Raw genomic sequence first — 25,257 nt, 5'->3', positions numbered from 1 at the left:
GGCCCGCGCCCCGCCCGACCGGTGGAGGAGAGGATCCGCACCATGGTGACCACGGCCCCTTACGGCAGCTGGACGTCCCCGGTAGATGCCCGGACGGTCGCCGCGCACGACGGCCGGCCGGCCTTCGTCGGCGTGGTCGGCGACGAGGTGTGGTGGACCGAGCCGCGCCCCGCCGAGGGCGGCCGCCGGGCGCTGGTCCGCCGGCGGCCGGACGGCACCGAGCACACGGTGCTGCCCGCGCCGTGGAACGTCCGCAGCCGGGTGCTGGAGTACGGCGGCCTGCCCTGGGCCGGTACCGTCACCGAGCGCGGACCGCTGATCGTCTTCTGCGACTTCGCCGACCAGCGGCTGTACGCCTTCGAACCGGACAGCGGCCGGGAGCCCCGCCCGCTCACCCCGCTGTCCGGAGTGGGGGACGGGCTGCGCTGGGTCGATCCGGTGCTGCGGCCGGAGCTGGGCGAGGTGTGGTGCGTCCTGGAGGAGTTCACCGGCGAGCGGCCGACGGACGTGCGGCGGGTGATCGCGGCCGTCCCGCTCGACGGCTCGGCGGCCGGACACCGGCAGTCCGTACGGGAGTTGAGCGACGACACCCACCGGTTCGTGACCGGTCCGCGGATCTCCCCGGACGGCGGCCGGGCGGCCTGGCTCGCCTGGGACCACCCCCAGATGCCCTGGGACGGCACGCTGGTGATGCTCGCCGAGGTCACCGGCAAGGGCGAGTTCACCGCCGTCCGGCCGCTGGCCGGCGACCTCGGCCCGACCGCTCCGGGCGGCGGCGCGACCGGCGAGTCCGTGGTGCAGATCGAATGGGACGCCGACGGCTCGCTGCTGTTCGTCTCGGACCCCGGCGGCTGGTGGGAGCTCCGGCGCCTCCACCCCGGTGCGGAGGGTGCCGGCGCGGTGCCGAGCCGCGGCCTGTGCCCCGCCCGGCAGGAGGAGTTCGGTGGCCCGCTGTGGAACGTCGGCGAGCGCTGGTTCCTGCCGCTGGAGAACGGCACCGTCGCGGTGCTGCACGGCCGCGGCGCCATGACCCTGGGCATCCTCGACCCGGTCAGCGGCGACCTCGTCGACGCCGCCGGACCCTGGACGGAGTGGACGCCCACGCTCGCCGCGCACGGCAGCCGGGTGGTCGGCATCGCGGCCGGCCCGGACCGCTCGTACGAGGTCGTCGAGCTGGACACCTGCACCGGGCGCGCCCGGGCTATCGCCTGCCGGCACACCGACGCCGTGGACCCGGCCTACTACTCCCGGCCACGGCACCGCACCTTCACCGGCCCCGGCGGCCGGGACGTGCACGCCCACATCCATCCCCCGCACAACCCCCAACACGCCCCGCCGGACGGCGAGTTGCCGCCTTACGTGATCTGGGCGCACGGCGGCCCCACCAGCCGCGCGCCGCTGGTGCTCGACCTGGAGATCGCCTACTTCACCTCCCGCGGCATCGGCGTCGCCCAGGTCAACTACGGCGGCTCGACCGGCTACGGCCGCGCCTACCGCGAGCGGCTGCGCGGCCAGTGGGGCGTGGTGGACGTGGCGGACTGCGCGGCGGTCGCCCGGGCGCTGGCCGAGGAGGGCACCGCCGACCCCGCCCGGCTCGCCATCCGCGGCGGCAGCGCCGGCGGCTGGACCACCGCCGCCTCGCTGACCTCCACCGACCTCTATGCCTGCGGCACCATCAGCTACCCCGTCCTGGACCTCACCGACTGGGCGAACGGCGGGACCCATGACTTTGAATCCCGTTACCTGGAGGGGCTGGTGGGCCCGCTCGCCGAGGTCCCCGACCGCTACCGAGAGCGCTCGCCGCTGCACCGCGCGGACCGGATCACCGCACCGTTCCTGCTGCTCCAGGGGCTGGACGACGTGATCTGCCCGCCCGCGCAGTGCGAGCGCTTCCTCGCCGAGGTGGCCGGCCGCGGGGTACCCCACGCCTACCTGGCCTTTCCCGGCGAGGGACACGGCTTCCGCCGCGCGGAGACCCTGGTCCGCACCCTGGAGGCGGAACTCGCCCTCTACGCCCGGACGTTCGGCTTCCCGCGCGACGAGGTCCCGCCGCTGGAATTCCGCGAGTGACCGGTGGTGACCGGTGGCCGCGTCGGCCGTAGGCCCAACCATGCCCAACTGGCCCGGCTGCGGCGGACGGTGGCGAACTGACGTCCCCACGGGAAACGGTGTCCGGAGCGTTGACACGACATTACTCGTGTCACAACATGAACGCGCCGCTACCGACTGGTTGGTACGCCGTGTCCCCGTTGGAGGTCCTGGTGCCCCGCGAGTCCCGAGCCGGGTTCCGTCCGCTGCTCCGCACGTCCCTCGCCCTGCTGGCCGGCACCACCCTCGCCGCGCCCCTCGCCCTGACCGGTCCCTCGGCCGCGGCCGCCGGGCCGTACACCGTCACCGCGCTGAAGGTCACCGTCCGTGCCGGTGGCCGCAGTTGCACCGTCGACACCGACGTCTACCGCCCGTCCGGCGTGGACGCGGCCCACCCCGCGCCCGCCGTGCTGACCACCAACGGCTTCGGCGGCAGCAAGGCGGACGGCTCCACCGACGCCCTCGCCAAGGCGTTCGCCGCCCGCGGCTATGTGGCGCTGGCCTACTCCGGCCTCGGCTTCGGCCGGACCGGCTGCCCGATCTCCCTGGACGACCCCCGGATCGACGGCCGGGCGGCCGGTCAACTCGTCGATCTGCTGGCCGGATCGCGGACCGCCGACAACGGCACCCGCCTCGACTACGTCGCCAAGGACGGCCGGGGCGATCCGCGGGTCGGCATGATCGGCGGGTCCTACGGCGGGGCGATCCAGCTGGCGACGGCCGCCGTCGACCACCGGGTGGACGCCCTGGTCCCGCTGATCACCTGGAACGACCTGTCCTACTCCCTCGACCCCAACAACGCCGGCCGCCGGCGGGGCGCCGGCGGAACGGTGCCGGGCGCCTACAAATGGCAGTGGACCAACGGGTTCTTCCTGATCGGTGAGGCGCAGGGGCTGCTGCACCCCGGCATCGACCCGTCGCGGACCGGCGGCGCGGGCTGTCTGCACTTCGTCGCGCCGGCCTGCGCAACCAAGCGGCTGCTGGACTCCGGGAAGTACCCGGCCGCCCGCACCGGGGCCATGCTCCGCTATGCGCGCAGCGTCTCTCCGGTCTCGTACCTGAAGTCCGTCACGGCGCCGACGCTGCTGGTCCAGGGCCAGGCCGACACGCTCTTCAACCTCAACGAGGCGGCCGCCACGTACCGGGCCCTGACCGCCCAGGGCACCCCGGCGAAGATGATCTGGCAGTACTGGGGCCACCGTGGCGGCATCAAGAACCCGCCCGCGGGCGAACTCCGCCTGGCCGAGGGCAACATGGAGGGCAGCTACGTCGGACGCCGGATCCTCGCCTGGTTCGGCCGCTATCTGCGGCACCGCACACACACCGGCACCGGACCGGCCTTCGCGTACTACCGGGACTGGGTGACCGGCGGGCCCACCTACGCCACCTCCGCCACCTACCCGGCGGGCGGCACCCGGCGGCTGTATCTGTCCGGTGACGGCAAGCTGGTCGACAACCGGGCCAAGGTGGTGCGCGGCAGTCGTGAGTACCGCAATCTGCGGGTCGCCACCAGCCATTCGGAGAGTTCGCCGGCCGGGATGCTCCAGCTGCCCGACCCGGCACCGTTCGACGCCCGCGGAACACATCTGGACTGGACGTCCGCGCCGGTCACCGGCCGGCCGGTGGACGTGGTGGGCGCGCCCAGGGTGACGCTGAAGGTGGTCTCGCCGCGGGCCGAGCAGGTGCAGAACTCCGCCGACGCGGCCGACAAACTCGTGCTCTTCGCGAAGCTCTACGACGTCGCGCCGGACGGCAGGCAGACGCTGGTGCACCGGTTGGTGGCCCCGGCCCGGGTGCCCGATGCGACCCGGCGGTTCACCGTGGAACTGCCGGGCATCGTGCACCGTTACGAGCCGGGGCACCGACTGCGCTTCACCCTCGCCGCGAGCGACTCCGCCTATGCGGGCAATCGCGGGGTGAAGCCGGTGACGGTCACCAGCGCGCCCGAGGACACCGGAGTCCTCGAACTGCCGGTCACCCAAGGGGTGTTGCGGTAGCGGATGAGGTGGCTGCCGTAGGAAACAAGAATCGGGGCGGTACGGTGCGGGCGCGCCGCGGGCGCCGGAAGCCGTCCGGCCGCCGCGCGCGTCGGCCGCGCCGTCCGCGGAGGTGTCGGCTCAGTCGTCCGTGATCGTGATGGCCTGCACGGGGCAGGCCAGGGCGGCCTCCCGCACCAGCGGGTCGCCGGCGCCGTCCTCGCGGCCGGAACGCACCAGGCCGAAACCGTCGTCGTCCTGGTCGAACACCGCGGGGGCGGTCAGGGCGCACTGGCCGGCGCCGATACAGACGTCCTGGTCGATGGTGATCCGCATGCCGGACCCCTTTCGTTCGTCCGCCGTCATGGCCGCTACCAGGCCAGCGGCAGTTCGATCATGCCTTGGAGAGTGTCTCCCGGTTTGAACGGAATCTCGGCAGCCGGTACGGCGAGTCGCAGATCCGGGATCCGGGTGAACAGCGAACGGAGCGCGATCTCCAGCTCCGCCCGGGCGAGGTTCTGGCCCAGGCACTGGTGGATGCCGAAGCCGAACGCGACGTGGTGCCGGGCGGACCGCCCGAAGTCCAGCCGGTCGGGCGCGGGGAAGGTGTTCTCGTCGCGGTTGATCAGGGACGCCGGGAACAGCACGCCGTCGTCGGCGCGGATCAACTGACCGCCGACCTCGATGTCCTCCTTCGCCACCCGCAGCAGGCCGTCGGCGATGGACAGGAACCGCAGCAGCTCCTCCACCGCGGCCGGCATCAGGCTCTCCTCGGACTTCAACTGCGCCAGCTGCTCCGGGTGTTCGAGCAGGGTGAAGACGCCGAGCGAGATCATGTTGGCGGTGGTCTCGTGGCCGGCCACCAGCAGGATCATGGCGAGCCGGACCAGCTCGTCGTGTTCCAGGGCGCCGGCCCGCAGCCGGTCCTCGATCAGCTCGTCGAGCAGTCCGTCGCCCGGGCGCTTCTCCTTGTCGGCGATCAGCCCGGCGAAGTACTCCTCCAGCTTGGCCCGGGCGTCCTCCGCCTCCTCGGCCGAGCGGCCGCGCAGGATGCGGCGGGACTCCTCCTCGAAGAACTCGTGGTCGGTGTACGGGACGCCGAGCAGTGAGCAGATCACCATCGACGGGACCGGCAGCGCGAACGCGGAGACCAGTTCGGCCGGCGGGCCCTGCTCCAGCATCCGGTCGATCAGCTCGTCGACGATCCGCTGGATCTCCGGCCGCAGTGCGGCGGTCCGCTTGACGCTGAAGCTGGGGATCAGCATCCGCCGCTGGGTGTTGTGCTCCGGGTCGTCCACCCCGATCAGCGGGGTGCGGACCCGGCGGATCGCCGCGAACCGCTCGAAGGGGATCGGGAAGGCCGGGTTCTGCCGGTCGGCCGACAGCCGCGGGTCGCTCAGCAGCGCCCGCGCCTCGGCGTGGCCGGTCACCGCCCATATCTTGCGGCCGTCGTAGAAGGTCACCTGCGTCAGCGGGCGGGCCTCCCGGAGTGGCTGGTAGGCACTGGGCGGGTGGTAGGGACAGGTGCGGTCCTGGAAGTAGGAAATGGCTTCGGTCACGACATGCCTCCCGGGCGAGGGGGGTTGGAGTGGACTCGAACCACTCGGGTGAGAGATGTCAACGCACATGCGCGCCGTATTCGCCGCGCTGATCTCCACTTCATGCCTCGGACACATGGCGCGTCTACGCGTAGATCGGCCAACTTGGTTCATCTTCGGTCGAGTTCGGGCACCGGCACCTCCTCCCGTCGGCCGTCACAGCGGGCGCACCAGCATGTCGATCACGCCGTCCAGATAGCGCTCGCGCGCGGTCGCGTCCGGCAGGCTCCGCGGGACGGCGTGCGCCAGCTGGGTGTGCCCGAGGTAGGCGGTGTACGCCAGCAGACCGCGCCGGTGCGCCTCCTCCTCGGGGAAGCCCAGCTCCGCGAAGAGCGAGGCGACATAGCCGATCCGCCGTTCGGTGACCCGGGCCAGTGCGGCCGCGACCCTGGGCTGCGCCGCGGTCGCGAGCAGGGAGACCTCCAGGGGGTCCTCGGCGGACCGGTTCGTGGCGTGCAGCAGCAGCCGGCGCAGCCGCTTGCCGGGGTCCGGCTCGGCCTCGACCTCGGTGATCACGGCCTCCGTGCCGAGCTGCTCCCAGCGCTCCAGGGCGGCCTCTACCAGCGCCTCCCGGTTGGCGAAGTGCCAGTAGAAGCTGCCCTTCGTCGTGCCCAGCCGGGCGGCCAGCGGCTCCACGGCCACCGCCGCGAGACCGCCCTCGCCCATGGCCGCGAGGGCGGCATCGGCCCAGTCCTGCGCGGTCAGCCGCTGCCGGGGGACGCCGCCGGATTCCTTCGTCCGCTGCTGTCGTGCCATGTCCATACGCTACCGTACGGTGAAACATACGCCACCGTATGGAGGTGCTCCGTGCGTACCGTTCGCGACGTCCATTCCCGCACCGTCCAGGCCCCGGCCGAGACCGTCGGCGCCCTGCTCGACCGGCTCGGCAGCGACCACGACCCGCTCTTCCCCGCGCCGGCCTGGCCCCCGATGCGCTTCGACCGTCCGCTGGGTGTCGGCGCGGACGGCGGCCACGGCTTCGTCCGCTACCGCGTCGGCGCCTACGAGCCCGGCCGCCGCATCCGCTTCGACTTCACCGACGGCAGCCGCGGCCGGCACGAGGTCACCGTCCACCCCGACGGCCCCGGCCGCTGCCGCGTACAACACCTCCTGGAGGCCCAACTCCCGCCCGTTCGACGGCTGTTGTGGACTCTCGCGATCCGTGCGATGCACCGCACCGTCGTCCAGGAGCTCTTCGACAACATCGAACGGGCCGCCGCGGGACGGCGGATACCGCGACCCCGCCGCTCCCCGTGGATCCGCCTGCTCAACCGCCTGGCGTGGGACCGCGCCCGGGCCGTCGAACTGCCCGCCGCGGCACGGCTCGCGCGCCGGGCCTTCCCGCGCACCGACTTCGAGGACGCCTGGCAGCTGGACCTCCGGCCCGGCCTGCCGGACGCCCCGGAGGCGTGGCAGGGCGTGCTGCGCGGGGCGCCCTTCCCGGTCGTCGGCCGGACGGACCAGGAGCTGCTGCTCGGCGAGGACGCCCGGCACCTCGACTTCCGCGCCTCGCTCCTGGTCGCGGACGGCACCGTCACCCTCGGCACGGTCGTCCGCATCCACAACACGGCCGGCCGGCTCTACTTCGCCGTGGTCCGCCGCGTCCACCCCTTCATGGCCCGCACGATGCTCCGTCGCATCCACCGCCGTCTGGCCCTCGCCGCCCCGACCGCGGCCGAGCGGGAGGCGGCGGTCGGGACCTGACCGGCCGGGCTACTTCTCCAGCAGCGTGAGCAGGAAGGTGACCACCACGACGCCGATGCCGAGGGCGGCGCCGAGCACCGGGTCGACGTAGGCGAGGTAGACGGCGAAGCCGCCGAGCACGAGGGCGAGTGCGGTGCGAGTGTCCATACCCTCAAGTCCCGCCGGGGCGGCCGGAATTTTCATCCCGGCCCGATGAAAAACTTCCGGTCCCCGTCCCGTCCTTCCAGGGAGCCCGGGACCCCCGAGCGGTACCCGGTCAGCGGAGAGGGACGACACATGAGGCAGCTCTCAGGGGGCGGAAGCGACTCCGCGGAGTCACCCCGCCGGCTGTCCAAGGAGCGCGAGGCCGAGCTGATGGAGGCGCTGCGTACCGTCGAGCCGCGGCTGATCGCCTCGGTCACGCGGGTCACCCACGACTACCACCTGGCCCAGGACATCACCCAGGAGGTGTGCATCGCCATCTTCCAGGAGTTCCGCAAGGGCACCAGGTTCGAGAAGCCGGTCCTGGTCTTCGCGACCGTGGTGGCCCGCAACAAGCTCCGCGACCACTGGCGCAAGAGCTCCTCGGGCGAGCGGCCGTACGACGAACCGCCCGAGCACGGACGGCGGTTCGGCCCGGACCCGGCCGCCGGCCTCGAATACCTGGAGCTGCTGGAGTCGGTGAAGGCGGCGATCGCCGACGAGCGGCAGGCGGCGGTCTGGGAGCTCACCCACGTCTGGGGCCTGAAGGGCACCGAGATCGCGGAGCTGCTGGAGATCTCCTCGGCGACGGTGAGCCGGCAGCTGGCCGCGGCCGAGGCGAAGGCGAAGTTCTGGCGGGAGGACGAGGACCTGGAACCGGCGTAGGCCCCGGGCTCCCGGCGGCCGCACCCTTTGGCGGCCGCCGCCTGCCGGGCTGGATCCCGCCCCGAGGCCGTGCGCCACACGCGGCTTCAGGGTGGGACCTATCCCGCCCCGGTCTTCACATCGAAATGGGGAGCATCCATGAGTGAACGTCAGTCCTCTCCGCACGAGAGGCTGCTGACCTACCTCCGAGAGGGGGACCGCCTCGTGCCACCGGACACCCGCACCGCGCACGACTGGGACCTGCGGTACGGGGCCCTCGCGGCGGCAGCCGACCTCGGCGGGGCCACCGAACCACCGGAGCCCACCGACCTCTCGCCGGCGTCCTGGTACGACGACGGACACGAGGCGGGCCTCGGCCGATCGGTGGTGAACCGGTGAAGGCCGGTCGCTTACGGAGGGACCTGAGCACGCACGCGCACGTCACGGGGGGCGTGCGCGCGCGGAGTTGACGGCGGGGGCACCGGCGGCGCGGCCACACGGGGGTGGGCGGCGCCGGCGGGGCCCGGAGCCGGCCGCCGCGCGTTCCGGCGCGGTGCGGGGACCGTGGCAGACTGCCTGTATGGGGCAACGACAGGGTGACGGGGGCGGGCGCGGCACCGCGTCGGCGTGGGCGGCGCTCGGGGGTGAGCCGGGACTCATCGAGCGGGTCGGGTACCGCGGACCGGGCGGTCTGCTGCCGGCGCGGCTCGCGGTGGGCACCTTGGCGCGGGGCACGGTGGCCGTGTGTGCGCTCGCCGCGGCCGAGCTGGCGGCGGCACGCCGCGGCGGCCCGGTACCCGCCGTACGCGTCGACGAGGGAGCGGTCGCCACCGCCTTCGTCAGTGAACGGCACCTCCGGATCGACGGCCGCCCGGTGTCGGCGTTCGCGCCGCTGTCCCGCTTCTGGCGGGCCGCCGACGGCTGGGTGCGGACCCACGCCAACTACCCGCACCACCGCGCCCGGTTGCTCCGGGCGCTCGGTCTGCCGGACGGTGCCGGGGCCCCGGAGGTCGAGGACGAGCTGGCCGGGCGCGCGGCCGAGGAGATCGAGGAGACCGTGTACGCGGCCGGCGGACTGGCCGTCGCGGTGCGTACGCCCGGACAGTGGGCGCGGCATCCGCAGGGCGCGGCGGTGGCCGCCCGTCCGCTGCTGACCCTGGGCCCGCTCGACGCCGGCGGACCGCCGCGCGTCCTGCCGCCGCTCGCGGGACACCCGGTGCGGCCCGCCGCCGGTCTGCGGGTCCTCGATCTGACCCGGGTGATCGCCGGCCCGGTCGCCACCCGCACCCTCGCCCTGCTCGGCGCGGACGTGCTGCGCATCGACGCCCCGCAGTTGCCGGAGAGCCAGGACGCGCACAGCGACACCGGGTTCGGCAAGCGGTCCACCGCCCTCGACCTCGGCTCGGCCGCCGGCCGGGCCACCTTCGAGGAGTTGCTCGCCCGCGCCGACGTCGTGGTCACCGGCTACCGTCCGGGCGCCCTCGACCGCTTCGGCCTGGCCCCCGAGGAGCTGGCCGCCCGCCGCCCCGGGCTGGTGGTGGCCCGCCTCTCCGCATGGGGCCACGACGGCCCCTGGGGCGAGCGGCGCGGCTTCGACAGCCTGGTACAGGTGGCCTGCGGCATCGCCGCCCTCGAGGCGGGCCCGGACGGGACCCCTGGCGCGCTCCCCGCCCAGGCCCTCGACCACGGCACCGGCTATCTGCTGGCCGCCGCGGTACTCCGCGCACTGACCGAACAGAACCGCACCGGCGGCTCCTTCCTCGCCACCGTCTCCCTGGCCGGCACCGCCCACTGGCTGATGCACGACCTGTCGGACGGGGAGGGGAAGGACGGGCTCATGAACGGACCCGGGCGTACGCCGTCCGATGCCGCCGCGCCCGGCGACCGCGGGTACGACCCGGCGGACCACCTCCGGGAGACCGCCGGTCCGCTCGGCCGGCTGCGTCACGCCGTGCCGCCGGTCTCCTTCGACGGCGCGCCGGACACCTGGGCGACCCCACCCGGCCGGGTGGCCGCGGACGCCCCGGTGTGGCGCTGAGAGGCGACGCCGAGAGAGGGTGCTGAGGGTGGGACGCCGACCGTATCGCCGACCGTAATCGCTGGCCGTACCGTGCGACCGTCCGTACGATTTGCCGGTGACGATCAACCACCGCTACCTCGCGCGCGGACCGCGGGTGGGCATCCGGCCCCTCACCGCCGCCGACCGGGACGAGTTCACCGCCGGGGCGCGCGCCAGCGCCGAGCTGCACCGGCCGTGGCTCTACCCGCCGACCGACGCCGCCGCCTTTGACGCCTATCTGCTCAGGCTGCAGGAGCCCCAGCGCGAGGGCTTCCTGATCTGCGAGCTCACCACCGGCCGGATCGCGGGCTACCTCACGATCAACAACATCGTGCACGGCGCCTTCCGCTGCGGTGCGATCGGCTACGGCGCCTTCGCGCACGCCGCCGGCCGCGGCCTGATGAGCGAGGGGCTGCGCCTGGTGCTCCACCATGCCTTCGGCGCGCTGGGCCTGCACCGGCTGGAGGTCAACATCCAGCCGGAGAACGCCTCTTCGCTCGCCCTCGTCCGGCGCGCCGGCTTCCGCCGGGAGGGGTTCTCCCCGGACTTCCTCTTCATCGACGGCGCCTGGCGCGACCACGAACGCTGGGCGATCACCAGTGAGATGGTCACGGAGTCGGCCACGGAGGGGGAACCGGCCACCGGCGGGGAGACCGCCACGGAAGGGAAGGCGTGACGCCGGTGCCCACCACGGACGTGACCTTCGGCCGCACGGTGCCGGTCTTCCGCATCTTCGACGTGGCCAAGGTCCATGAGTTCTACGTCGGTTACCTCGGCTGCACCGTCGACTGGGAGCACCGCTTCGAGCCGGGGATGCCGCTCTACACCCAGGTCTCACGGGGCAACCTCGTGCTGCACCTGTCCGAGCACCACGGCGACGGGACGCCCGGCGGGGTGGTGTACACGGAGCTGACCGGGGTGCGCGCGCTGCACGCCGAGTTGGCCGCGAAGGACTACCCCTCTCTGCGGCCGGGTCTGGAGCGCGACGAGACCGGGTGGTCCCTCACCCTCATCGACCCCTTCGGCAACCGGCTGCGCTTCACCGAGCCCGAGCCCGAGCCCGAGCCGGAGCCCTAGCCGGAGTCCGGGGAGGAGTCCGGGCCCGCTCCGGACCGGCCCCCGGTCACCGGGACTTGCGGTTGATCTTCATGGTGTCCATGTCGGTGGCCGTGGACCGCAGGTCGCGGTACCCGAGGCCGGCCGCGGTCAGTGCCGCTTCCGCCTTCTCCTCGCCGAGGGCGGCCGCCATCTCCTCGCCGTCCGCGGCGTCCGAGACGATGACGCAGCGGTAGCTGAACGAGTGCAGCGCGGCGTCGTAGGCCAGCGCGCCCTCGGGCGTGAAACGGTACTGCGACAGCCCGTGTCGGTCGGCCTCGGCGAGCAGCTTCGCCCGGGACGCGGCCGTCAGACCGTCCCACTTGCCGCGGACGATCACCCGGTAGGTGTGCTGGGTCGCCATGGTCCTCGCGTCTCCTGTCGCTGCGTCAGTGGGCCGGGAGCGCCAGGCTATGCGGCGGTGCCCGCCGGCGCCCCCGATTTTCCGATGCGGTTGCATCGCACCGTTCCCGGGGCGGCATCGGCACCGTTCCCCGGACCGCATCGCACCGTTCCCGGGGCCTTCCTTTGCGTAACCCTGACCCCGCGGGCCGGAAGAAGCCCTGTTCAGACCGGCGAGCAGGCGGTTCCATGGTCAACAGGAGGCCGCCGACGCCGAGGTGGCCCATCCCCCTGCGAGGCAGCCGTGGCCACGAGCGTGCGACGCACCACCCTGACCCTTCCCGCCGCCCCCCTCGGTCCGGACAACCCCCTCCCCGCCCTCCAAGGCGGCCACGACGTGCACCGCGTGCACATCCCCCGGGACGCCGGGCTGCCCACCGACATGGCGCGCCGGATCGGGTACCGGCCGCTGACGTCGATCCTGCCGGTCGCGCGGCGCGACGGATACGGCCGCGACCGCCGCAGCACCGACCTCGACGCCCTGGTCATCGAGAACGACCGGCTGCGCGCCACCGTCCTGCCCGCGCTGGGTGGCCGGGTGTACTCCCTGTACCACAAGCCCACCGACCGCGAACTGCTCTACCGGAACCCGGTGTTGCAGCCCGCCGCGTTCGCCCTCAACGGCGCGTGGTTCTCCGGCGGCATCGAATGGAACATCGGCGCCACCGGCCACACCACCCTCTCCTGCGCCCCCCCTGCACGCCGCCCGGGTCCCGGCGCCGGACGGCGGTGAGATGCTCCGGCTGTGGGAATGGGAGCGGCTGCGCGATCTGCCCTTCCAGGTGGACCTGTGGCTGCCGGACGGCTCCGACTTCCTGCGCGTGGGCGTACGGATCCGGAACCCGCACCACCACACCGTGCCCGTCTACTGGTGGTCCAACACCGCGGTCCCCGAAGGGGCGGGCACCCGCGTCCTGGCGCCCGCCGACGAGGCCTGGCTCTTCGGCTACGAGCGGACCCTGCGCCGGGTCCCGGTCCCGGAGTCGGACGGCGCCGACCGCACATACCCGGGGAGCAGCGAGTTCCCGGCCGACTACTTCTACGAGGTGCCCGACGGCGCCCGTCGCTGGATCACCTCGCTCGACGCGGCCGGCCGGGGCCTGGTCCAGACGTCCACCGACGTGCTGCGCGGCCGCAAGCTCTTCCTGTGGGGCACCGGCCGGGCCGGGCGGCGCTGGCAGCAGTGGCTCACCGAGCCGGGCACCGGCGGCTACGCCGAGATCCAGGCCGGGCTCGCCCGTACCCAGCTGGAGCACGTGCCCCTGGACCCCGGCGGTGCCTTCGCCTGGCTGGAGGCGTACGGGCCGCTGGCCGCCGACCCCGCGGTGGTGCACGGCGCGGACTGGGCGGCGGCCCGCGAGGCGGTCGCCGCCGGGCTGGCGGCGGCCCTGCCGCGGGTGGACGTCGACGCGGCGTACGCGGCCTGGCTGCCGTACGCCGACCGGGAGCCGAAGGAAGTGCTGGCCACCGGGTCGGGCTGGGGTGCGCTGGAGGTGGCCCGGGCCGGTTTCCCGCTGCCCGGTACGCCGTTCGACCCGGCCACCCTCGGGCCCGAACAGGAGCCCTGGCTCGCCCTGTTGAGGACCGGAGAACTGCCGCCCGGCGGACCGCTGCCCGGCCCGGCGCCGACCGCCCCGGCCTGGCGCGACCTGCTGGAGTCCGCCCCGCCGGGCCCGGCCACCGACTACCACCTCGGCCTCGCCCAGTGGCAGGCCGGCGACCGCGCCCAGGCGGTCCGCAGCTGGGAACGGGCGGTCGGGCAGGGCGGTGGGGGCCCGGGCCGGGCCACCGATCCTGAGGCGGGAGCCGGGAAGCGCGGGCGCGGCGCCACCGCCGCCGAGGCAGGCGTCCTGCCCCGTCGCCCCGAGGCAGGCGTCCTGCCGCTCTACTGCCTGGCCGTCGCCGAGTCCGCGGCGGGCGAACCGGCGCGGGCCGCCGACCGGTACGCGCAGGCTTGCGACGCGGTGGCCGCGGCGGCCGCCGCGGACGGTCCGGCCGCCCGTACCTGGCGTGCCACGCTGCCCGCCCTCGTCCGGGAGGCGGTGCCCGCACTGCTCACCGCCGGCCGTACCGAGGAGGCGGCGCGGCTGCTGGCCGGGCTGCCGGAGCGGGTCGCCGCCGAGGGCCGCTTCCGGTTGCTGACCGCCCAGGTCCTGCTCGCCCAGGACCGGCCGGGCGCGGCCCGGGAGGTCTTCGACGCCGGCTTCGAGATCGCCGATCTGCGGGAGGGCGACGAGACGCTCAGCGACACCTGGTTCGCGATCGCCGAGCGGCTGACCGCGTCCGGCGGACCGGTCACCGACGAGGTACGCGCCAGGGCCCGGTCCGCGCATCCGCTCCCGGACGCCTACGAGTACCGGATGCGGCCGGTGTAGCCGGCCTCCCTCCGGGTGCGCCGGGCCCGTACGCCCGATCCGGTGAACGTGTGCGCGGGTCCGGAATGATCCCGGACCGTCCCGTGTTGTGGCCGGGCATGAAGGCAATCAGCACACAGCGCTACGGCGACCCCGACGTCCTCACCTACTCCGACCTCCCCGACCCGAAGGTGGGCCCGGACTCGGTCCTGATCCGGGTCCGGGCGGCCGGGGTCAATCCGGTGGACTGGAAGGCCCTCGCGGGCTATCTCGACCCGATGCTGAACGTCCACTTCCCGCTCGTCCCGGGCTGGGACGTGGCGGGTGTGGTCGAGGCGGTCGGCGCGGACGCCCCCGAGTACGCGGTCGGTGACGAGGTCATCGGCTACGTCCGCAAGGACGACCTCCAGCACGGCACGTACGCCGAGCTGGTCGCCGCGCCGGTGCGGACCCTGGCGCGCAAGCCGGCCGCGCTCAGCTGGCAGCAGGCCGCCGGGCTGCCGCTGGCCGGGCTGACGGCCTATCAGGCCGCGGCGCGGGTCGGCGCCAAGGCGGGCGAGACGGCCCTGGTGCACGCCGCGGCGGGCGGTGTCGGCTCGCTCGGTGTGCAGATCCTCGTCGCCCAGGGCCTCCGCGTCATCGGTACGGCCAGCGAGCGCAACCACGACTTCCTGCGGTCCCTCGGCGCCGAGCCGGTCACCTACGGCGACGGGCTCGCCGACCGGGTGCGGGCGCTGGCACCCGACGGCATCGACGTGGCGCTGGACTTCGTCGGCGGCGGCGTGGTGGACGTCTCGCAGGAGCTCCTCAAGGACCGCGGCCGGGTGGCGTCCATCGCCGACGGCGAGGTCAAGGAGAAGGGCGGCCATCTGGTGTGGGTGCGCCCGGACAGCGGCGACCTGACCGCCCTCGGCGCCCTGGCGGACGCCGGGAAGCTGACCGTGGCGGTCGACGCGGTGTACCCGCTCTCCGAGGCGCCCGAGGCACTGCGGCGGAGCATGGCCGGACGGGCCCGCGGCAAGATCGTCCTGGGGGTGTCCTGAGAGAGCCCGGGAGAGCCTGTAAGGGGCCGTCCCGAGCGGGTGCGCTGGACGGGGGAGCGGGCCGCCGGGGAGTCCGTCAGGCTTCCGCGGCCTGTTTGCGGTCGACGTACTCGAAGATCGCACCGTCCGGATGACGGGCCACCACATTCCGGCCGATCGGCGTCGGCACCGGCCCGGCGATGATGTCCGCGCCGACCGCCGTCAGATCGGCCACCGCCGCGTCCACGTCCGCCACGGCGAGGGTCGCGGTGATCTTCCGCAGTACCGACAACTCCGCCTCGGGGCCGCTCATCAGGAAGAAGCAGCCGACGGCCGCGACCGACACACCGCCACGCTGGAAGCGGATCGCCTCCGCGCCCGTGAGCCGTTCGTAGACGCCGATCGCGGCATTGAGATCACCGACGCACACCCGCAGCGAGGTCCCCAGAATGTCCATAGGAACCACCCTAGTTGGGCCTCCGGCCGGTGCGCGATCACCTGACCGTGATCGGACCGTCCGCACCCGCAGCGGGACGGTGCGACCTCCCGGAGGCCGTCCCCGGCGCGCCGGCCGGGGACGGGACCGGGCTCACACCCGGCACAGGATCTCGCCGTGCAGGACGCCGAACCAGCCGTCCTCCTCGGCGCCCCAGGCCCGCCAGGCCTCCGCGATCCGCCGCAGTTCGGCCTCGGTGGCGTGCCCGCCGTCCACCGCGATCCGGGCGTACGACGAACTGACCGTGCGGTCCGCCCACAGTTCGCTCCACCAGGACCGCTCCTCCGGCGTCCGGTAGCACCAGGTGCCCGTGGTGGCGGTGACCGCCTCCGGGGCGAAGCCGGCCTGCCGGGCCCAGGCGTGCAGCCGGCGCCCGGCGTCCGGCTCGCCGCCGTTCGCCCGGGCCACCCGCAGGTACAGCTGCTTCCAGTCGGTCATGCCGGGGACCTCGGGGTACCAGGTCATCGCCGAGTAGTCCGCATCGCGGACGGCGACGATCCCGCCCGGCCTGGTCACCCGGCGCATCTCCCGCAGCGCCTGCACGGGATCGCCCACGTGCTGCAGCACCTGATGGGCGTGCACCACGCAGAACGTGTCATCGGGGAAGTCCAGTGCGTGGACGTCGCCGACCACGAACCGGGTGTTGTCGGCCCCGCGCGCGGCGGCGGTGGCACGTGCCTGGTCCAGCACCTCCGGCGCCCGCTCCAGCCCGGTGACCTGGCCGTCCGGCACCAGTGCGGCCAGATCGGCGGTGATCGTGCCGGGGCCGCAGCCGATGTCCAGGACCTGCATGTGCGGCTTCAGCGAATCCAGCAGATACCCGGCCGAGTTGGCCGCGGTGCGCCAGGTGTGGGAGCGCAGTACGGACTCGTGGTGGCCGTGCGTGTAGACGGCGGACTCCTGCGGCATGGGGGCACTCCTTCGCATGCGTCGGTGTGCCACCCACGGTACGCGTCGATCTCGTATCTTGAGAGTCCCGTCTCAGAATGTGATCACCGGCCGGGCGTCCGGCCCACCGGGTCGAGGTGCCGCTCAGTCGGGCAGCAGTCGATACACCGTCAGCGCCTCGCGCTCCTTCTCCAACGTCAACTCGCCACCCGACATGGCCACTTCACCGTCGTACGCGACCGCCGCGGTGTCCCCGAGCCCGCCGATCCGCAGTCGCGGCAACCGCGCCTCGCCGAGCACCGGCGAGCGGCGCGGCGTGCCCATCAGGGCCGCGGCGAGCAGCCGGGTGCGGGCCAGCCGGCCGCCGTGCACCGCCCGTACGTCGAGCACCCCGTCCGCCAGGTCGTGCCGGCGCACCGGTGCGAAACCCAGCCCCCGGTACTGGCAGTTGCCCACGAACAGCAGCCAGACCGAGCGCAGTTCGCCGCCGATCCGCACCGACATCGGTTCCGCGGAGCGCAGCACCTCCCACGCCGCGAGCACCCCCGCCGGCCAGGCACCGATCCGGCCCGCCCAGTGCTCCCGGATCCGCACCAGCTCCGGATAGACGCCCACCGAAAAGGTGTTGAGGAAATAGCGCCCCTCCCGGTGCGGGCCGGTCCGGAAGCGCGCCAGGTCGACCGCGACCGCCTCCCCGCTCTGCACGGCCCGTGCCGCCTCCGCGAAGCTCTCGATCCCCAGGTCGTACGCGAAGTGGTTGGCGGTGCCGCCGGGCAGCACCGCCAGCGGCAGCCCGTGCCGCACCGCGACCGTCGCTGCGGCGTTGACCGTGCCGTCCCCGCCGACCACCCCCAGCGCGCCGCCCAGCTCCCGGGCCCGCTCCGCGGCGGCCTCCAGCGCCTCGTCCAGCGGCAGCTGTTCCGACCCGTCGCACACCACCACCTCGGCCTCCGGCAGCACCGCGTGCACCTCGGCGGCCCGGTCCGGGCGCTGGCCCGTGCGCTGCCCGGAGCCCGGGTTCGCCACCACCACCAGCCCCCGGCCGCCGGGCAGCGCGGGCGCCTCCGCACGCGGCCGGGCCGGCGGCGCCAGCTGGGCGCGGGTCGGCACCAGGCCCCGTACCGCGAACGCCGCCCCCGCACCCAGCGCGGCACCCGCCAGCACATCACCCGGATAGTGCACGCCCGTGTAGATGCGGGAGAACGCCACCGAGACGGCGACCGGCGCCAGCGCCAGGCCCCACCACTTGTTCTCGAAGAACACCCCGGTCGCGAAGGCCGCCGCCGAGGCGGCGTGCCCGGACGGGAAGGAGGAGGTGAACGGCTGGCGGGTCAGCTGCCGTATCACCGGCACCGCGTCCAGCAGCGGCCGCTGCCGGCGCACCGAGCGCTTGCCGAGCGTGTTCACCGTGGCCGAGGCGACGGCCAGGGACGCCACCCCGCGCAGCGCGGCCCGCCGCGCCGGCCGCCCGCCCAGCGCCGCCGCACCCGCCGCGATGCCGAACCACAACAGCCCGTGGTTGGCGCTGCGGGTCAGCCGGGGCAGCACCCGCTGCGCCCCGGGCCACTCACGGGTGGCGATCAGGTCGAAGGTCCGCCGGTCGAGTCTGCTCAAGAGCGTTCGCATGCGGCACCTCCTACCCCCTCCCGCCCGGAACTGTGCTTCCATCATCCGGTGCTGAGGAGACGACGGGCCACCGACCTGGACGCCTGCACGGCCGTACTGGCCGAGGTACACGCGCACAGCGGATATCCGCACCACTGGCCGGACGACCCGGCGCGCTGGCTGACCCCCGACGGACTGACCGCCGCCTGGGTCGCCCTGTCGGCCGGCCGGATCGTCGGCCACGGCGCGCTGTGCGGACGCGAGATCAGCCGCCTCTACGTCGCCCCCGGCGCCCGCGGCGCGGGCCACGGCGGACGCCTGCTCGGCGCCGTCGAGGACGCCGCGGCGGCCCGCGGACTGCGCCCCGTGCTGGAGGTGAAGGCCACCGACACCGCGGCCATCGCCCTCTACGAGCGGCGCGGCTGGGTCCGCCGCGCCACGGAGCAGCAGGACTGGGGAGCGGGGGAGACGGTGACGGTGCACCGCTACGAGCGGGTGGGTGGCCCGGGCCATTAGGCCCCGTCGCTGACGTGTCGCCCCCGGGCGGCACCGGCGTGATCTGCGAAGGTGGACGGGGCCGCCCATCATGTGATGGGCCCACGATCGACCCGCCGTCGTGGAGTGGAGGTACGGATGCAGCGGACCGCCCCCGATCCGCGGCCTGAGCCGGACCCGGACCCTCCGGTGGGCCTGCCGGTCCTCCCGGACCTCGCCGCGCACCTCGCCGCGGCCGCCGGCCGTACCGACGCCGAACCCCCGGGCGGCGGCGCCCCGCTGCGCTCCGCCGCCGCCGGCCACTGGGAACGCCGCGGCCTGGCCACCGGCCCCGGCCAGATCCTCGCCGCACCCGGGGCGACCCCGCTGCTGCTCGCGCTGTACGCCGCCGCCGACGGCGCCGTGGTCCTGCCCCGGCCCTGCTCCGAGTCGTACGCACCGCCCGCCCGGCTGCTCGGCCGGGCGGTGCACCGGGCCCCGGTACCCGCGGAGTCCGGCGGGCTGCCCGACCCGTTCGCGCTGCTGGAGACCGTCCGCCGGGCCCGCGAGCACGGCGACCCCCCGCGGGTGCTGGTGCTCTCCGTCCCCGACGACCCGACCGGGACCTGCCCCGCGCCCGAGCAGCTGCACGAGGTGTGCGAGGCGGCGGCCGGGGAGGGGATGTGGGTCCTCAGTGACGAGACCCGCCGCGACCTGCTGCACGAACCGCACGACACCGTGCTGCTCAGCCCCGCCGAGATGCTGCCCGGCGAGGTCGTGGTGATCACCGACCTGCGCGCCACCCTGCTGCCCGCCTCCTGGCCCGCCGCGCTGGCCCGCTTCCCGGACACCCGCCGGGGCGCCGAGCTGCGCACCGCGACCCTGGAGGTGCTCGGCGCGCTCCGCAGCCCGCTGCCGGGACCGCTGGCCTGCGCCGTGACCCATGCGCTCGGCGAGCCCGACACCGTACGGGCCCGGACGGCCACCGTCGCCCGGATCCACGGTGTGCTCACCGCCGCCCTCCACCACGCCCTCACCGAGGCGGGCGCGCTCTGCCGGCCGCCGCGCGCCGGCAGCCACCTCTACGCCGACCTGGAACCGCTGCGGCGCCCCCTCACCGCCCACGGCATCGTCGAATCCACCGCGCTGGAACGGGAGTTGGCGCCGTGGGCGGCGCGCGGCGGGCACCGCTTCGGCGACGACCCGGGCGCGCTGCGGGTCCGGCTGGGCACCGAGGCCCTGCTGGGTGCCGACCAGGAGCTGCGGCAACGCGTCCTGGACGCCCCCGACCCGCTCCAACTCCCGCACATCACCGAGGCGTTGACCGCCCTCTCGCGCGCCCTGGCCGCGCTCACCGCCGCCGGGGGCGGCTGATCCACCGGCCCTGCGCGCCCCGACCCCGTTGTGAACCGCCCCGGTTCTGTCCACCGAATGGAGCCCCTCGATGACCGAACAGACCGAGCGCTCCCTCGCCGAGTCCGCCGACCACCGGGGCGGCACCGGCGCCGGACCGGGCGGGCAGGCGGACCCCGGCACCGCCCCGGCCACCGCCCCGGTACCGGTCACCGACACCCCGCCGCCCCTCGCCGAGCCCCGCCCGCTGCGCGAAACCCGCAGCTGGCCCCGGGACTTCACCGACCGGCTGACCGCCCCGCTGCCCGGCGTCCGCGCACTGGCCCGGATCGCCCGCGAGGGCAAACTGCGCCCGGCCCCCGAAACCCTCCGGGAGATCCAGCAGCTGCCGTTCGAGCCGGGCCCGCTGCCCGCCGCCGGCCCCACCACCCTCGCCCTCACCTGGGCCGGCCACGCCAGCTGGGTCATCCGGATCGCCGGACTCACCCTCCTGACCGACCCGGTCTGGTCCCGCAAGATCCTCGGCACCCCGCCCCGGGTCACCCCCGTCGGCGTCCGCTGGGAGGACCTGCCACCGGTCGACGCCGTCCTCATCAGCCACAACCACTACGACCACCTCGACATCCCCACCCTCAAGCGGCTGCCCCGGCACACCCCGCTGCTGCTGCCCGCCGGCCTGGCCTGCTGGGCCCGCCGGCGCGGCTTCCGCCACGTCACCGACCTCGACTGGTGGGAGGCGGTCGAACTCCCCGCACCCGGTGGCCCGGTACGCCTCGACTTCGTCCCCGCCCACCACTGGAGCAAGCGCACCCTCACCGACACCTGCCGCTCCCTGTGGGGCGGCTGGCTGCTCACCGCCCCCGACGGACGGCGGGTCCACTTCGCCGGGGACACCGGCTACGGCCACTGGTTCGAGGAGATCGGCCGCCGCTACCCCGGCATCGACCTGTCCCTGCTGCCGATCGGCGCCTACGACCCGCGCTGGATGCTGCGCCCGGTGCACACCGACCCCGAGGAGGCGGTCCGGGCCTGTCAGGACCTGGGCGCCCGCGCCCTGGTGCCGATGCACTGGTCGACGTTCCTGCTCTCCGGCGAGCCGCCGCTGGAGCCGCTGCGCAGGGTCCGCGCCGCCTGGGAGGCGACCGGCCGCCCCCGCGAGGACCTGTGGGACCTGCCCGTGGGGGCGTCCCGGGTGCTGGCGGAGCGCTGACGGGACGGTACGGCCGGGACCGCCGCGGGACGGCTCCCACTGCCGGCACGGTGCGGCGCACGCCTTCGGGGAGCGGACCGGCCCGCACGGCGCCCCCGTGGACGAAATACGGCCCGACGCCCCGCCACCCGAAGGTTTTGCCGCGCCGGACCACCCTGCGCCGCACAAATCCCGCTGATTTGGGCCCCGGCCGTTCGATCACCGACCATTACCGGTGCTCGGTAACCCCGGGTGCACCGCGCACGACGAGAGGCCCACCACGCCATGCACGACCGGCACACCCGCCGCTTCGGTCTCGGGACCGCCACCTGCCTGGTGATGGGCAACATCATCGGCGGCGGAATCTTCCTCCTCCCGGCTTCCGTGGCCCCCTTCGGCACCGTCAGCCTGGTCGCCTTCGGCGTGCTCACCATCGGCGCGGTCGCCCTCGCCCTGGTCTTCGGCCGGCTCGCCGAGCGCCACCCGGACACCGGCGGGCCCTACGTCTACGCGCGCGAGGCGTTCGGCGACTTCGCCGGCTTCCTCTCGGCCTGGTCGTACTGGACGATGACCTGGGTCAGCAACGCCGCCCTCGCGGTCGCCGCGGTCGGCTATGTGCACGTCCTCGTCCCCGGCCACGCCTCCGCCGGCACCGACCTGCTGGTCGCGCTCGCCGCCCTCTGGCTGCCGGCCCTCGCCAACTTCGCCGGCACCCGCTACGTGGGCGCCGTCCAGATGGTCTCCACGGTCCTCAAGTTCGTCCCGCTGCTCTTCATCGCGGTCGTCGGACTGTTCTTCTTCGACCCGCACAACCTGGGCCCGTTCCACGCCGGCCACGGCAGCGCACTCGGCGGGATGTCCGCCGCCGCCGCGATCCTGCTCTACTCCTACGTCGGCGTGGAGTCCGCGGCGATGAGCGCCGGCGAGGTCCGCGACCCGGAGCGCAACGTCGGCCGGGCCACCGTCCTCGGCACCGTCGGCGCCGCCGTCGTCTACCTGCTGGGCACCGTCGCGGTCTTCGGGACCGTCGCGCACGCCAAGCTGGTGAACTCCACGGCGCCCTTCTCGGACGCGGTGAACGCGATGTTCGGCGGCCACTGGGGCGGCACCCTCGTCGCCGGCGCCGCCGTCGTCTCGATCATCGGCGCGCTCAACGGCTGGACGCTGATGAGCGCCCAGTCGCCGTACGCCGCCGCCAAGGACGGCCTCTTCCCCGCGCCGTTCCTGGTCAAGCGCCGCGGCGTCCCCACCTTCGGCGTGCTCGCCGCAAGCATCCTCGCCAGCGCGCTGACCGTCATCAACTACTTCCTCGGCACCGGCGGCGTCTTCCAGATCCTGGTGCTGATCACCACCTTCTCCGCCACCGTCCCCTACCTCCTCGCCGCCGGCGCCCAGGTCTACTTCCTCCTCACCGGCCGCCGCGACCGGGTCCGCCCGGCCCGTTTCGCCCGCGACCTGACCCTCGCGCTGGCCGCCTTCGGCTTCACCTTCTGGCTCGTCGCCGGCGCCGGCTACGCCGCGATCTACCAGGGCGTGCTGTTCCTCTTCGCCGGCATCCTCGTCTACGCCTGGATGGCCGCCCGCCGCACCACCCGGCAGGCCCCCACGGCCGGTCCGGCGGTCCCCGAGACCGACCGCACGGACGACCCGGAGCCCGCGCGCCTTGCCGGGTGACCGCACCGGGGACAATGCCCCGGGCGCCCCGACGGAGAGGACGGCGTGATGCGGCTGCTGGTCACCGGTGCCGCCGGTTTCATCGGCTCGCACTACGTGCGCGCCCTGCTGACCGGGGCGTACCCCGGCGCCTGCGACGTCCGGGTCACCGCGCTCGACAAGCTCACCTACGCCGGCAACCCGGCCAACCTCGCGCCGGTGCGCGACCATCCCGGCCTCACCTTCGTCCAGGGCGACATCTGCGACGGCCCGCTGCTCGCCGACCTGCTGCCCGGGCACGACGCGGTGCTCAACTTCGCCGCCGAGTCCCATGTCGACCGCTCCATAGCCGGCGCGGACGCCTTCGTCCGCACCAACGTGCTCGGCACCCACACCCTCCTGGAAGCGGTGCGCCGGACCGGCGTACCGCGCTTCGTCCAGATCTCCACCGACGAGGTGTACGGCTCCATCGAGGACGGGGCGTGGACCGAGGAGAGCCCGCTGCTGCCCAACTCGCCCTACGCGGCGACCAAGGCCAGCGCCGACCTCCTCGTCCGGTCCTACGCCCGCACCTACGGGCTGGACGCGAGCATCACCCGCTGCAGCAACAACTACGGGCCGTACCAGTACCCGGAGAAGGTCATCCCGCTGTTCGTGACCTCCCTGCTGTCCGGCGGGACCGTGCCGCTCTACGGCGACGGCCGGCACGTCCGCGACTGGCTGCACGTCGACGACCACTGCCGCGGCATCCACCTCGTCCTGGAACGCGGCCGCGCCGGCGAGGTCTACCACATAGGCGGCGGCGAGGAACTCACCAATCTGCACCTGACCAAGCTGCTGCTGGACGCCTGCGGCGCCGGCCCGGACCGGATCCGCCACGTCGCCGACCGGCCCGGCCACGACCGCCGCTACGCCCTCGACGACCGCAAGCTGCGCGCGCTGGGCTACGCCCCCCAGGTGCCGTTCCGCACCGGACTGCTGCGCACCGTCGCCTGGTACCGCGACAACCCCGGCTGGTGGCAGCCGCTGCGCGTCCCGCACCCCCGCTGACGAGGGCCATTACCTCCGACGTCATCGACCCCGGCCGCGCCGCCCGGCAAGCTGAGGGCACCGGTTCACGGGCCGGCGCACTCCGGCCCGTGAACCGCGATCCCACCTGATTTCGCACGTGACGAGGAGCAGATCATGACGGAGCAGCAGCGGTACGCGGACGCGGTGGCACGGTACTTCGAGGCCTGGAACGCGACCGAGGAGGAGGCGCTCGGGAAGGCCGTCGCCGCGGCCTTCGACGGGCAGGCCACCTACACCGACCCGCTGGCCGACGTGGCCGGCCACGACGGGCTGGCGGCGGTGATCGCCGGGGCCCACGCGCAGTTCCCGGGGTTCGTCTTCCGGCAGCTGGGGGACGTGGACGGGCACCACGACGTGCTGCGGTTCGGCTGGGAGCTGGTGGCGCCGGACGGCACGGCGCCGGTCGCCGGCTTCGACGTGGCGCGACTGGCCGACGACGGCCGGATCCGCACCGTGGTGGGGTTCCTGGACCGGGTGCCCGCCATGTGACGGGCGGGCCCGTTATCCGGCCTGCTCACGCAGATAGGTGACCGTTTCCGGATCGGCGGGGAGGAAGGTCTCCACCGCGAGTTCGGAAACGGTCACATCCATCGGGGTGTTGAACGTGGCGATGGTCGAGATGAAGGACAGCACCCGGCCGTCGTGCTCGATCATCATCGGCAGGGCGAACGGCGCATGATCGCCGAAGGACGCCCGCTCACGGCCGCCCGGAGGCAGCGGATAGCCGCTCACCTCCTCGTAGAGCGCACGCAGCGGCGCGGACCGCATCAGGGCCAGCTGGCGCTCCATCTGGCCGAGCAGATGCTCGCGCCACTCCAGGAAATTGCGGATGCGGGGCGCCAGGCCCCCCGGGTGCAGGGTGATCCGCATGGCGTTCAGCGGCGGCGTGAGGAGGGCCGGGTCGACGTCCGACAGCAGCATGGTGATGCCGCGGTTCGCCGCCTGGACGGTGTACAGCCCGTCGACCACCAGCGCCGGGAACGGCTCGTAACCGGTCAGCAGCCGTTCCAGACCGGAGCGCAGGGCATCCATGGCGGGGTCGTCCAGCGGGGTCTCGGGGAAGGTGGGGGCGTAGCCGGCGGCGATCAGCAGCGCATTGCGCTCGCGTACGGGGACGTCGAGGTGTTCGGCCAGGCGGAGCACCATCTCCTGGCTCGGGCGGGAGCGGCCGGTCTCGATGAAACTGATGTGCCGGGCGGAGGAGTCGGCGCGCAGCGCCAGCTCCAGCTGGCTGATCCGGCGCCGGTCGCGCCATTCGCGCAGCAGCGCGCCCACCCCTGTGCTCGTCTCCGGCGGGGCCGGCGCCGCAACAGTCGTCATGGCGATGACGGTAATCGATCGGCGGCCCGACGTACGATCGAATTGTCAGGAACCGTCGAGGCACGTGTGTGACGGGACGTCACCG

Annotated in this window: 24 protein-coding genes and 1 pseudogene; 16 read left to right on the top strand and 9 right to left on the bottom strand. The window is 74.2% G+C overall.

Annotation, left to right across the window (positions count from 1 at the left end; all coding sequences use genetic code 11):
* The first annotated feature begins 42 nt into the window (after positions 1-42).
* Both ACGF4C_RS16625 and ACGF4C_RS16620 read left to right on the top strand, forming a co-directional pair.
* On the top strand, positions 43-2,070 hold the full coding sequence (locus tag ACGF4C_RS16625) for a S9 family peptidase (RefSeq protein WP_393566871.1): 2,028 nt from the start codon (positions 43-45) through the stop codon (positions 2,068-2,070).
* Positions 2,071-2,249: 179 nt separating this feature from the next.
* The gene (locus ACGF4C_RS16620; RefSeq protein WP_393566950.1) at positions 2,250-4,085 is read left to right on the top strand and encodes a CocE/NonD family hydrolase; all 1,836 of its coding nucleotides are present in this window, start codon (positions 2,250-2,252) and stop codon (positions 4,083-4,085) included.
* A 120-nt stretch (positions 4,086-4,205) separates the two neighbouring features.
* On the opposite strand, the gene ACGF4C_RS16615 is transcribed toward ACGF4C_RS16620, so the two are convergent.
* The 3 genes from ACGF4C_RS16615 to ACGF4C_RS16605 form a co-directional block, all read right to left on the bottom strand.
* A complete protein-coding gene (locus ACGF4C_RS16615; RefSeq protein ID WP_393566870.1) occupies positions 4,206-4,400 on the bottom strand; it encodes a ferredoxin in 195 nt (64 codons plus the stop codon).
* 35 nt (positions 4,401-4,435) lie between these two features.
* Positions 4,436-5,623 carry a cytochrome P450 gene (locus ACGF4C_RS16610; RefSeq protein WP_393566869.1) on the bottom strand — a complete coding sequence of 396 codons (1,188 nt, stop codon included), beginning with the start codon at positions 5,621-5,623 and terminating at the stop codon, positions 4,436-4,438.
* A gap of 195 nt (positions 5,624-5,818) precedes the next feature.
* Positions 5,819-6,424: a TetR/AcrR family transcriptional regulator gene (locus tag ACGF4C_RS16605; RefSeq protein WP_393566867.1), complete on the bottom strand. Its 606-nt coding sequence runs from the start codon at positions 6,422-6,424 to the stop codon at positions 5,819-5,821.
* Between the two features lie 45 nt (positions 6,425-6,469).
* Here ACGF4C_RS16605 and ACGF4C_RS16600 point away from each other — a divergent pair, with 45 nt between their 5' ends.
* Positions 6,470-7,366, top strand: a complete 897-nt coding sequence (locus tag ACGF4C_RS16600) for a DUF2867 domain-containing protein (RefSeq protein WP_393566865.1) — start codon at positions 6,470-6,472, stop codon at positions 7,364-7,366.
* 9 nt (positions 7,367-7,375) lie between these two features.
* Here the strand turns inward: ACGF4C_RS16600 and ACGF4C_RS16595 are convergent, their stop codons facing one another.
* A complete protein-coding gene (locus ACGF4C_RS16595) occupies positions 7,376-7,513 on the bottom strand; it encodes a hypothetical protein (RefSeq protein WP_393566863.1) in 138 nt (45 codons plus the stop codon).
* Between the two features lie 129 nt (positions 7,514-7,642).
* Here ACGF4C_RS16595 and ACGF4C_RS16590 point away from each other — a divergent pair, with 129 nt between their 5' ends.
* The 5 genes from ACGF4C_RS16590 to ACGF4C_RS16570 all read left to right on the top strand — a co-directional run bounded on the left by ACGF4C_RS16590 (position 7,643) and on the right by ACGF4C_RS16570 (position 11,327).
* Positions 7,643-8,212, top strand: coding sequence for an RNA polymerase sigma factor (locus ACGF4C_RS16590; RefSeq protein ID WP_030412943.1), 570 nt, complete (start codon positions 7,643-7,645; stop codon positions 8,210-8,212).
* Positions 8,213-8,350: 138 nt separating this feature from the next.
* On the top strand, positions 8,351-8,590 hold the full coding sequence (locus ACGF4C_RS16585) for a hypothetical protein (RefSeq protein WP_030412942.1): 240 nt from the start codon (positions 8,351-8,353) through the stop codon (positions 8,588-8,590).
* A 181-nt stretch (positions 8,591-8,771) separates the two neighbouring features.
* Positions 8,772-10,229, top strand: coding sequence for a CoA transferase (locus ACGF4C_RS16580; RefSeq protein ID WP_393566861.1), 1,458 nt, complete (start codon positions 8,772-8,774; stop codon positions 10,227-10,229).
* Between the two features lie 97 nt (positions 10,230-10,326).
* Positions 10,327-10,926, top strand: a complete 600-nt coding sequence (locus ACGF4C_RS16575) for a GNAT family N-acetyltransferase (RefSeq protein ID WP_393566860.1) — start codon at positions 10,327-10,329, stop codon at positions 10,924-10,926.
* Positions 10,927-10,931: 5 nt separating this feature from the next.
* Positions 10,932-11,327: a glyoxalase superfamily protein gene (locus tag ACGF4C_RS16570; RefSeq protein WP_393566859.1), complete on the top strand. Its 396-nt coding sequence runs from the start codon at positions 10,932-10,934 to the stop codon at positions 11,325-11,327.
* A 46-nt stretch (positions 11,328-11,373) separates the two neighbouring features.
* On the opposite strand, the gene ACGF4C_RS16565 is transcribed toward ACGF4C_RS16570, so the two are convergent.
* A complete protein-coding gene (locus ACGF4C_RS16565) occupies positions 11,374-11,709 on the bottom strand; it encodes a DUF6204 family protein (protein WP_393566857.1) in 336 nt (111 codons plus the stop codon).
* 282 nt (positions 11,710-11,991) lie between these two features.
* Between ACGF4C_RS16565 and ACGF4C_RS16560 the strand changes: the two are divergent.
* Together ACGF4C_RS16560 and ACGF4C_RS16555 are read left to right on the top strand one after the other, a co-directional pair.
* A pseudogene (locus tag ACGF4C_RS16560) lies at positions 11,992-14,122 on the top strand (DUF5107 domain-containing protein).
* 98 nt (positions 14,123-14,220) lie between these two features.
* Complete coding sequence (locus tag ACGF4C_RS16555; protein WP_393566855.1) at positions 14,221-15,144, top strand: NADP-dependent oxidoreductase; 924 nt, start codon at positions 14,221-14,223, stop codon at positions 15,142-15,144.
* 76 nt (positions 15,145-15,220) lie between these two features.
* Here the strand turns inward: ACGF4C_RS16555 and ACGF4C_RS16550 are convergent, their stop codons facing one another.
* From ACGF4C_RS16550 to ACGF4C_RS16540, 3 genes are all read right to left on the bottom strand, one after another.
* On the bottom strand, positions 15,221-15,580 hold the full coding sequence (locus tag ACGF4C_RS16550) for a VOC family protein (protein WP_393566853.1): 360 nt from the start codon (positions 15,578-15,580) through the stop codon (positions 15,221-15,223).
* Positions 15,581-15,712: 132 nt separating this feature from the next.
* Positions 15,713-16,528 (bottom strand): methyltransferase domain-containing protein, encoded by an 816-nt coding sequence (locus tag ACGF4C_RS16545; RefSeq protein WP_393566851.1) that lies wholly within the window; start codon positions 16,526-16,528, stop codon positions 15,713-15,715.
* A 123-nt stretch (positions 16,529-16,651) separates the two neighbouring features.
* Complete coding sequence (locus ACGF4C_RS16540; protein WP_393566849.1) at positions 16,652-18,133, bottom strand: bifunctional phosphatase PAP2/diacylglycerol kinase family protein; 1,482 nt, start codon at positions 18,131-18,133, stop codon at positions 16,652-16,654.
* A 48-nt stretch (positions 18,134-18,181) separates the two neighbouring features.
* On the opposite strand from ACGF4C_RS16540, the gene ACGF4C_RS16535 reads away from it, so the two are divergent.
* The 6 genes from ACGF4C_RS16535 to ACGF4C_RS16510 all read left to right on the top strand — a co-directional run bounded on the left by ACGF4C_RS16535 (position 18,182) and on the right by ACGF4C_RS16510 (position 24,341).
* Entirely contained in the window at positions 18,182-18,628 is a 447-nt protein-coding gene (locus ACGF4C_RS16535) for a GNAT family N-acetyltransferase (RefSeq protein WP_393566848.1), read from the top strand.
* 117 nt (positions 18,629-18,745) lie between these two features.
* A complete protein-coding gene (locus tag ACGF4C_RS16530; protein WP_393566846.1) occupies positions 18,746-19,960 on the top strand; it encodes an aminotransferase class I/II-fold pyridoxal phosphate-dependent enzyme in 1,215 nt (404 codons plus the stop codon).
* A 70-nt stretch (positions 19,961-20,030) separates the two neighbouring features.
* Positions 20,031-21,149: an MBL fold metallo-hydrolase gene (locus ACGF4C_RS16525; protein ID WP_393566844.1), complete on the top strand. Its 1,119-nt coding sequence runs from the start codon at positions 20,031-20,033 to the stop codon at positions 21,147-21,149.
* Positions 21,150-21,413: 264 nt separating this feature from the next.
* Positions 21,414-22,802 (top strand): amino acid permease, encoded by a 1,389-nt coding sequence (locus ACGF4C_RS16520; protein WP_393566842.1) that lies wholly within the window; start codon positions 21,414-21,416, stop codon positions 22,800-22,802.
* Between the two features lie 48 nt (positions 22,803-22,850).
* A complete protein-coding gene (rfbB, locus tag ACGF4C_RS16515) occupies positions 22,851-23,831 on the top strand; it encodes a dTDP-glucose 4,6-dehydratase (RefSeq protein ID WP_393566840.1) in 981 nt (326 codons plus the stop codon).
* A 135-nt stretch (positions 23,832-23,966) separates the two neighbouring features.
* Complete coding sequence (locus ACGF4C_RS16510; protein ID WP_393566839.1) at positions 23,967-24,341, top strand: nuclear transport factor 2 family protein; 375 nt, start codon at positions 23,967-23,969, stop codon at positions 24,339-24,341.
* 12 nt (positions 24,342-24,353) lie between these two features.
* On the opposite strand, the gene ACGF4C_RS16505 is transcribed toward ACGF4C_RS16510, so the two are convergent.
* Positions 24,354-25,172, bottom strand: a complete 819-nt coding sequence (locus ACGF4C_RS16505; protein WP_051823313.1) for a helix-turn-helix domain-containing protein — start codon at positions 25,170-25,172, stop codon at positions 24,354-24,356.
* Between the last annotated feature and the right edge of the window lie 85 nt (positions 25,173-25,257).

It is taken from the genome of Streptomyces sp. NPDC048197, assembly GCF_043202395.1.
Lineage (GTDB): Bacteria > Actinomycetota > Actinomycetes > Streptomycetales > Streptomycetaceae > Streptomyces > Streptomyces siderophoricus.
Note: the sequence above shows the minus strand (reverse complement) of the source record. Positions and strands in the feature narration are given on the sequence as shown.